The following is a 7,926-nucleotide window of genomic DNA, read 5'->3' on the forward strand; positions in this document are numbered from 1 at the left end:
GGTTGGGGAGGACGAACTTGGCGTGGTGGCCGGTGGGGGTGAGGATGTGGCCGAGGCGTTTGGCGAAGCGGGGGAGCATCCAGCGGTCCTCGATCTGGGCGTCGGGGAAGGCGCGGGCGATCTTCGCCTCGAGTGCGTCGAACTCCAGCAGGTCGCGTAGCCACAGCACCGCGGTGAGGTTGGCACTGTTGACGACTGAGCAGCACATGCGTGTCTCCGGTAGAAGCGCCAGACCCGCACCAACGGTCTCCAGCTGGTGGTGCGGGACGCTGAACCACACCATCACGGACGCGTTGTAGCCGACCACGTTGTGGGCGAGGTCGACGCGAGTCCGGGCCCATGGTGCGTACAAGAGTTGACCGATGGCGCGGGTCACCGTGGCGACGCTCTTGCCGATCTCGTCGGCAATGGAGGTCGCCGAACGGCGGACGTCGCCCGCGAGGCCGTTGATCACCTGCTCATGCAGGGGAGTGGGCCGGGCCGGTGCGTCGATACCGCTGGCCGGTAGCGCATCGAGTGCTCGGGTCTGGCTCCGGCTGAGAACCCCGAGCCGCCAACTCGTTCCCTCCTTGAAGAACGTGCGGGTGAAGTGGGTCCTTGTCGCCAGTACGCCAGGGACCGTGGCCAGCTCGGTGGCGACGTACCGGTCCACCTCGGCGACGGACCGGAACGACAACGTCAGGATCAGCTCACGCGATCCCGAGGTGCATTCGATGGTCAGTACAGACGGGTTCGGCGTGATCCGGTCCAGTACGTTCTCGCGCTCGCCGGCCACGCAGGAGACCTCGACCAGCGCGATCACGCCGCTCGACCGCAGCGGTCCGGACGGCGGGGTGACGGCGAAGCAGGAGCTCCACACCAGGCCGCTGTCGACCAGGCGCGTCCAACGCCGGGACAGGGTGGTGGCGTCTACCCCGATGATCGCCTCGAGCTGGGACCAGCCGGCCCGTGGACTGATCTGCAAGGCGTTCACCAGCGCGAAATCTACGTCGTCCATAACGCAAAATCACTGCATGTAGACGTTCTGTATGCAAGTTCCCTGCAATGTCTTCGAGAAAATATGACTGGATAGGCACCCTGGGGACTATTTGGGCTACTGCGATCTCCCATCTGCCCTGGAGGATCCGCTTGTCGACCACTCCGGAACTGCTGCAGGTCCGCAATCTCAAGACCGAGTTCAGTACCGACCAAGGCGCGGTCACGGCCGTTGACGAGGTCAGTTTCAGCCTGGCGCCCGGGGAGACGCTCTGCCTGGTCGGTGAGTCCGGCAGCGGCAAGTCCGTGACCGCCCTGTCGATCATGGGCCTGCTGGCCGACAACGGTCGGGTTGCGGGCGGCTCGATCCGTTTCGAGGACCAGGATCTGGCAACGCTGCCGGAGCGCCGGCTGCGGGCGATCCGCGGCAACTCGATCGCGATGATCTTTCAAGAGCCGATGACCTCGCTGAACCCGGTGCTGACGATCGGCGACCAGCTCTCCGAGACGATGATCCTGCATCTCGGGCTGACCAAAGCGCAGGCGCGGGAGCGGGTGATCGAGCTGCTCACGAAGGTCGGCATCCCACGGGCGGCGGAGGTCGTTGACGACTACCCGCACCGGCTGTCCGGTGGGATGCGGCAGCGGGCGATGATCGCGATGGCGTTGAGCTGCGGCCCGAAACTGATCGTCGCCGACGAGCCGACCACTGCGCTCGACGTGACGATCCAGGCCCAGATCCTCAAGCTGATCAGGGATCTGAGCGCAGAGACCGGTACGGCGATGATCCTGATCACGCACGATCTAGGCGTCGTGGCCGAGATGGCCGACCGGGTCGCGGTGATGTATGCGGGGCAAGTGGTCGAGCAGGCCGATGTCTTCACGCTGTTCGACGAGCCGAAGCATCCGTACACGACGGCGCTGATGCGATCGATCCCGCACCTTGCCGGCCCGGCCGGCGAACGGCTGACAGCGATCTCCGGTTCGGTGCCGAGTCTGGCGCAGATGCCGACGGGGTGCCGGTTCCACGATCGGTGCCCGCAGGCGATGGATCGCTGCCGCGACGACCGCCCCGAACTCCTCCAGCTCAATGGCAGTCCCGATCACACAGTCCGTTGCTGGCTGTACGACGTACCGGTCGCGAAGGTACTCCCATGACGGCGCCGCTGCTGCAGGTGCGGAACCTGAAGAAGTACTACCCGATCCGGAAAGGCGTCATGGCCCGGACGGTCGGCCAGGTGCGGGCCGTCGACGACGTCAGCTTCGACGTCTATCCGGGCGAGACCCTCGGCATCGTCGGCGAGTCCGGCTGCGGCAAATCGACTACTGGCCGAGCGATTCTCCGGCTGGAGGCTCCGACGGCAGGCTCGGTGCTCTTCGAGGGCACCGACATCGCCACCTTGTCCGCCGGCACCATGCGACGGCTCCGTACGGACCTCCAAATGGTCTTCCAGGACCCCTATTCGTCGCTCAACCCGCAGATCCGGATCGGTGACCTCCTGGCCGAGCCGTTGATCGCGCACCACCGGCTCGGCCGGGCGGCAGCACACGCCCGAGCGGCCGAGATCATCCAAGTGGTCGGACTGCCGAAGCTGTACCTGAACCGCTACCCGCACGAACTGTCGGGCGGCCAGCGACAGCGGGTCGGCATCGCCCGGGCCCTGATGCTCGAACCGAAGCTGATCGTCTGCGACGAACCGGTCTCGGCGCTGGACGTCTCGATCCAGGCCCAGGTCCTGAACCTGCTGAAGGATCTGCAGGCCGAGTTCGGGCTGACCTATGTCTTCATCTCGCACGGGCTGGGCGCGATCAGGTACATCAGCGACCGGATCGTGGTGATGTACCTGGGCAAGGTGATGGAAGTCGGTACGACGCGGGCGATCTTCGCCGGACCGCGGCATCCGTACACCGAGATCTTGCTCGACGCCTATCCCGAGGCGAATCCGCATCTGCGGGACCGGCCGCGGATCATCGTCGAAGGTGACGTCCCGAGCCCGGCGAAGCCGCCGGCCGGCTGCGTCTTCCACACCCGATGCCCTTCTGCGCAAGCGATCTGCCGAACCGAGATTCCGCAGCTGACCAGCGACGATCATCCGGTCGCGTGCCATTTCCCTTTGTCTGCAAGCAAAACAGTCGAGGCGGTGGGCTGATGGGCAGCTACCTGATCCGGCGGCTGCTGATCGGGATCCCGGTCCTGATCGGCGTCACCCTGATCAACTTCCTGATCATCAACCTGGCCCCGGGCAGCCCGGCCGATCTCTACCTCACGCCCACCTCGACCTCCGCGGACGTGGCCCGGGTCGAGGCCGAGCTGGGTCTCGACCAACCCATCTTCGTCCAGTACTTCCACTGGCTGACCCGCTTGTTCCACGGTGATCTCGGGGTCTCGTTCCAGAACCGGGCGCCGGTCACCGAGCTCATCGGCGAGCGGCTCGGCCCGACTCTGCTGCTGATGGGTACGTCGCTCGTCATCGCCTACCTGGTGGCGATCCCGATCGGGATCCTCGCCGCCCGGAAGAAGAACAGCGCGACCGACTACAGCGTGGTCGGCGCCTCGTTCCTGGGTATCTCGGTACCGCACTTCTTCCTCGGCCTGGTGCTGATCTACGTCTTCGCGCTCGAACTCGGCTGGTTGCCGACCGGGAACATGATCACGCTCGGCCGCGGCGGCGGGTTCGCCGATCGGGTCAACCACCTGATCCTGCCGGTCGCCGTACTGGCCACGGCAACCGCGGCGAACATGACCCGCTATGTCCGGTCGAGCATGATCGACGCGTTCGGCCAGGACTACATCCGGACCGCGAAAGCCAAAGGGCTGGGGCGGTCGGTGATCACCAGCAAGCATGCGCTGCGGAACGCGCTGATCCCGGTGGTGACGGTGATCGGCGTCGATCTGTCGGCCCTGATCGGCGGTGCGATCGTGACCGAGCAGATCTTCCAGTGGCCGGGGATCGGGCTGCTGACGATCCAGTCGATCGGCGCTCGCGACTACGCCGTCCTGATGGGGATCAACCTGATCGCCGCGATCGCGGTCTTCGGCGCCAACCTGCTGACCGACATCGCGTACGCCGTCGTGGATCCGAGGGTCACTTATGCATGAGCGCCGGGAAGTTCGGTCGTCGGCTGGGATGGCGGTACGGCGTTTCCTGAGGCACCGGATGGCCGTTGCAGGGTTGGTGATTGTCGCCCTGATGGTGTTGACGGCAGCGCTGGCGCCGTTGCTGGCACCGCACGATCCGAACCAGATCTTCGGGTCCTTCGAGGCAGCGCCATCGGGGGAGCACTTGCTGGGCACAGACGCGGTCGGTCGCGATGTGTTGAGCCGGCTGATCTACGGCTCTCGAGTCTCGATGAGCGTCGGCGTGGGGGCGGTCGCCGTCTACGTGCTTATCGGTGTGCTGCTGGGCCTGCTCGCCGGGTACTACGGACGGTGGGTGGACCTGGTGATCATGAGGATCACCGACGTGTTCATGTCGTTTCCGTACTTCATGGTCATCCTGATCATGGTCAGTATTCTCGGCCCGAGCCTGCTCACGATCATCGCCGTGATCGGTGCCCTGGCCTGGCCGATGGTTGCCCGGCTGGTCCGCGGCAGTGTGCTGTCGATCAAGCAGACCGACTACGTGCAGGCCGGGGTGGCCCTGGGCTATCGCACGCCGCGGATCCTGTTTCGGCACATCCTGCCGAACACGCTGTCGCCGATCATCGTGAACGCGACCTTCGGGGTGGCCCAGGCGATCATCCTCGAGTCAGGGCTGAGCTTTCTCGGGATGGGCGTCCGGCCGCCGGCGGCCAGCTGGGGAAACATGCTCAGCGAGGCCCAGTCGATCACCGTGCTCTCCAGCCAGCCGTGGATCTGGATTCCGCCCGGCCTGATGATCCTGCTCGCCGTGCTGTCGATCAACTTCGTCGGCGACGGACTCCGCGACTCGCTCGAGTCCCGCTCCTACAAATGAACCCTCCCGCCGGACAGATAGGGAAACCACGATGAAGATCTTGATCGCGTCGCTGACCGCCGCCGCCCTGCTGATTGCGGCGGGTTGTTCCGGCGGCTCAGGTTCCAGTGCGGGCGGCGACACGCTCTACATCGGCACCGTGAATCCACCGGCCAGCATGAATCCGATCAACCAGGCCGACATCGGCGGCCAGTGGGCGGTCCGATTCGCGATGGACACCCTGGTGGACCAGCCCGAGCCGCTGAAGTTCGTTCCGAAGCTCGCCGAGTCGATCACCAGTACGGACAACAAGGTGTTCACGGTCAAGCTGCATCCGGGCGCCAAATGGAGCGACGGCCGGCCGATCACCGCGAAGGACGTCGTCTTCACACTGAACCTGATCGCCAACCCCGAGTCGCTGACCAGCCTCGGCAGCAACGTCTCGGCCCTGCAGGGTGTCGATTCGACCGGGAAGCTGCCGAAGGGGCAGACGAAGATTCCGGGGCTGTCGGCAACCAATGACACGACGGCGGTCTTCACCATGAAGTCGCCGGTCGACCCGAACTACGTCAAGGAGCTGATCGGGACCAAGGTGGTGATCGTTCCCGAGCACGTGCTGGGGAAGCTCGCGCCGGCGAAGGTCGACGACAGCAAGTTCGCCCAGCTCCCCGATGTCACCAGCGGGCCGTACAAGTTCGCGAAGTACACGGCCAACGCCAGCATCGAGTACGTCGCCAATCCCGGCTACTACCTCGGGGCGCCCAAGATCAGCAGCCTGATCATGAAGATCATGCCGGCCGCCAACCTCGCCGGTGAACTGCAGTCCGGGGCAATCCTGATGAACTCCGGCGGCGGCATCGGGAACATCCCGTTCCAGGACCTGAAGACTGTCCAAGGTCTGCAAGGCGTGAATACCAAGGTGAACCCGAACATCGGCTTCCAGACGATCCAGTTCAATGTGAAGACGTTCCCCGACCCGCGGCTGCGCCAAGGGCTCGCGCACGCGATCAACCGGCAGCAGATCGTCGACGAACTGCTGCGCGGCAACGGCGAGGTGGTCGACGGGCCGTACACGAGCCAGAACCCCTTCCTGGACAAGGGTTTGAAGAACCTGACCTACGACCCGGTGCTGGCCAAGAAGCTGCTCACCGAGGCCGGCTGGAACTTCGGCACCAAGATCAACTTCGTGGTGCCGACCGGCAACGAGATCCGGGAACGCTCGGCCGACATCATGCTGCAGAACTTCAAGGCGATCGGCCTCAACGTCGTACAGACGAACTACGACTTCCCCACCACGCTGGCGAAGGCCCGGGCCAAGGACCACGACATGGTCCTGATGGGCCTGAACTTCAATGTCGATCCGGACGTGTCGAACATGTACGCGACGGGCGCTTCCTTCAACCTGACCGGCTACAGCTCTGCGGAGAGCGACCGGTTGCTGCTGGCCGGCAAGGCGGAACCGGGCTTCGCGGCGCGGCAGAAGATCTACAACGAGCTACAGAAGATCTGGCAGGACGATCTGCCGGTGCTGACCCTGTACTCCGATCACTCGGTCGCCGCGACGAGCAAGTCGATCGCCGTCGGCGGGGTCGCGCCGTTCTGGGGCGGCACGGTCGCCAACATCGGCCAGTGGGCCTTCGAGGGGGCGAACTGATGCCGCCCCCGCCGAAGGCCTTCGGCTACGAGACTCGGGCTTGGCCGGCTTTGAAGGTGTTGCAGCTGCCGGGGCGCTTGGTGTTGAAGCCGGCGATGTTCCACTGGTAGTTGCTGGCTTTGTTGCCGTGGTCGTGCACCCGGGGGCGGGCGTAGTCGTCGCCGGTGTGCTCGATCAGGAAGCGGTAGCTCTGCAGCAGCGGGCCGGTGATCGGGATGTAGCCGGAGTTGATGCCGAGGTAGGCGGCACCGAGGCAGCTGGCCTGGAGCTCGCGGCGGCGGCTCTCCTCGAGCTTCTGGCCGGCGTCCATGGTCTGAGCGCGTTCCAGGGAAGCGGTCAGGATGCCGGTGCGCTTCTGGATGTGGTGGCCGTACTCGTGGGCGAACGTGCTCAGCATCAGTGCGCGGGCGTAGAGCGGGTTCGACCTGTACGCGCGGGCGTCGACGGCGAACGGCATGTAGATCGTCTCGTTGGCGCCGCAGTACGCCGCGCGCAGGCTGCGCTGGATGCCGCAGGGTGAGTTGACCTTGCCGTTGTAGACGGCGACCTTGGGGCCGCGGTACTTGACCTTGATCTTCTTCATCGCCGGCGTCCAGGTGGCGTTCACGCAGGCGAGCAGCCGGTTGTAGTAGTTCGTCGCGAGCGCGAAGTTGGTCGGGACGAACGGCGGTTCCGGACACTTGGACGGTACGAGCAGGCCGACGGCGTACAGGTTGCTGCTGGTGACGACCTTGTCGGCTGCCGCGTTGTTGGAGCCGGTGGGGGTCGGTGCGGGCTCGGGGCCCTGCGACGGGGTCTCGGACGGCTGCTGTGACGGCGTGGCCTGCGGAGTCTCGGACGCTACGGGGTTGTTCGGCGGTGTGGCGGTCTTGTCGTCGCCCATGTTGCCGACGATCAGTGCGATCCCAGTGCCGACCACCAGTACGGCGAGGACGACCAGACCGATGAGCAGGGCGCGCGGTGGTTTGCGCGACTTGCGGCGGCGGCCGGAACCAGGCGGCTGCGGGATAGGGATCGGCGGGTACTGCCAGGTCGGAGGCTGCTGCACCGGCTGACCCATCGGTCCGGTCGCGGCTCCACCTGCGGCGTGGCGCGGCTGAGCCTGCTGCTCGGGCGGACTCCACAGGTAGGAGCCCTGCGGGCGCGGGGCCTCTGCCCGAGGTCCTCCGGACGGCGGCGGGACGACGGGGCGTGCCCCCTGCGGCGGACCAGCATGAGCGCCACGGCCCTGCGCGGGCGGCGGGCCCTGCGGCGTACCGGGCGGCGGGCCGGACTGGCGAGGCGGCGCCGAGTACGGCGGCTGCTGCTGACCCGCACGAGCTCCCGCGGCGCCGGGCTGCGCCGGACCGGGCTGGGCGGGAC

General features: G+C 66.1%; 7 protein-coding genes. 5 read left to right on the forward strand and 2 right to left on the reverse strand.

The annotated features are described in order from the left end of the window. Positions 1-997, reverse strand: a 997-nt coding sequence (locus E1263_RS40985; RefSeq protein WP_132177641.1) for an Lrp/AsnC family transcriptional regulator, incomplete at its 3' end; no start/stop codon positions are given. A 131-nt stretch (positions 998-1,128) separates the two neighbouring features. Here E1263_RS40985 and E1263_RS40990 point away from each other — a divergent pair. Genes E1263_RS40990 through E1263_RS41010 form a run of 5 tightly spaced genes read left to right on the forward strand, consistent with a single transcriptional unit; the run spans position 1,129 to position 6,564 of the window. After that, on the forward strand, positions 1,129-2,133 hold the full coding sequence (locus E1263_RS40990) for an ABC transporter ATP-binding protein (RefSeq protein WP_202869303.1): 1,005 nt from the start codon (positions 1,129-1,131) through the stop codon (positions 2,131-2,133). After that, positions 2,130-3,125, forward strand: coding sequence for an ABC transporter ATP-binding protein (locus tag E1263_RS40995; protein WP_132177645.1), 996 nt, complete (start codon positions 2,130-2,132; stop codon positions 3,123-3,125). The genes E1263_RS40990 and E1263_RS40995 overlap by 4 nt, the downstream gene beginning before the upstream one ends. After that, the gene (locus E1263_RS41000; RefSeq protein WP_132177647.1) at positions 3,125-4,075 is read left to right on the forward strand and encodes an ABC transporter permease; all 951 of its coding nucleotides are present in this window, start codon (positions 3,125-3,127) and stop codon (positions 4,073-4,075) included. Before E1263_RS40995 ends, E1263_RS41000 begins: the two co-directional genes overlap by 1 nt. Before the next feature lie 28 nt (positions 4,076-4,103). Further along, complete coding sequence (gene opp4C, locus E1263_RS41005) at positions 4,104-4,931, forward strand: oligopeptide ABC transporter permease (protein WP_272949732.1); 828 nt, start codon at positions 4,104-4,106, stop codon at positions 4,929-4,931. Positions 4,932-4,962: 31 nt separating this feature from the next. Beyond that, positions 4,963-6,564, forward strand: a complete 1,602-nt coding sequence (locus E1263_RS41010) for an ABC transporter substrate-binding protein (protein ID WP_132177651.1) — start codon at positions 4,963-4,965, stop codon at positions 6,562-6,564. A 25-nt stretch (positions 6,565-6,589) separates the two neighbouring features. Here the strand turns inward: E1263_RS41010 and E1263_RS41015 are convergent. Further along, positions 6,590-7,926, reverse strand: a 1,337-nt coding sequence (locus E1263_RS41015) for a neutral zinc metallopeptidase (RefSeq protein WP_132177653.1), incomplete at its 5' end; no start/stop codon positions are given.

The sequence above is a fragment of the Kribbella antibiotica genome (assembly GCF_004349055.1).
GTDB lineage: Bacteria > Actinomycetota > Actinomycetes > Propionibacteriales > Kribbellaceae > Kribbella > Kribbella antibiotica.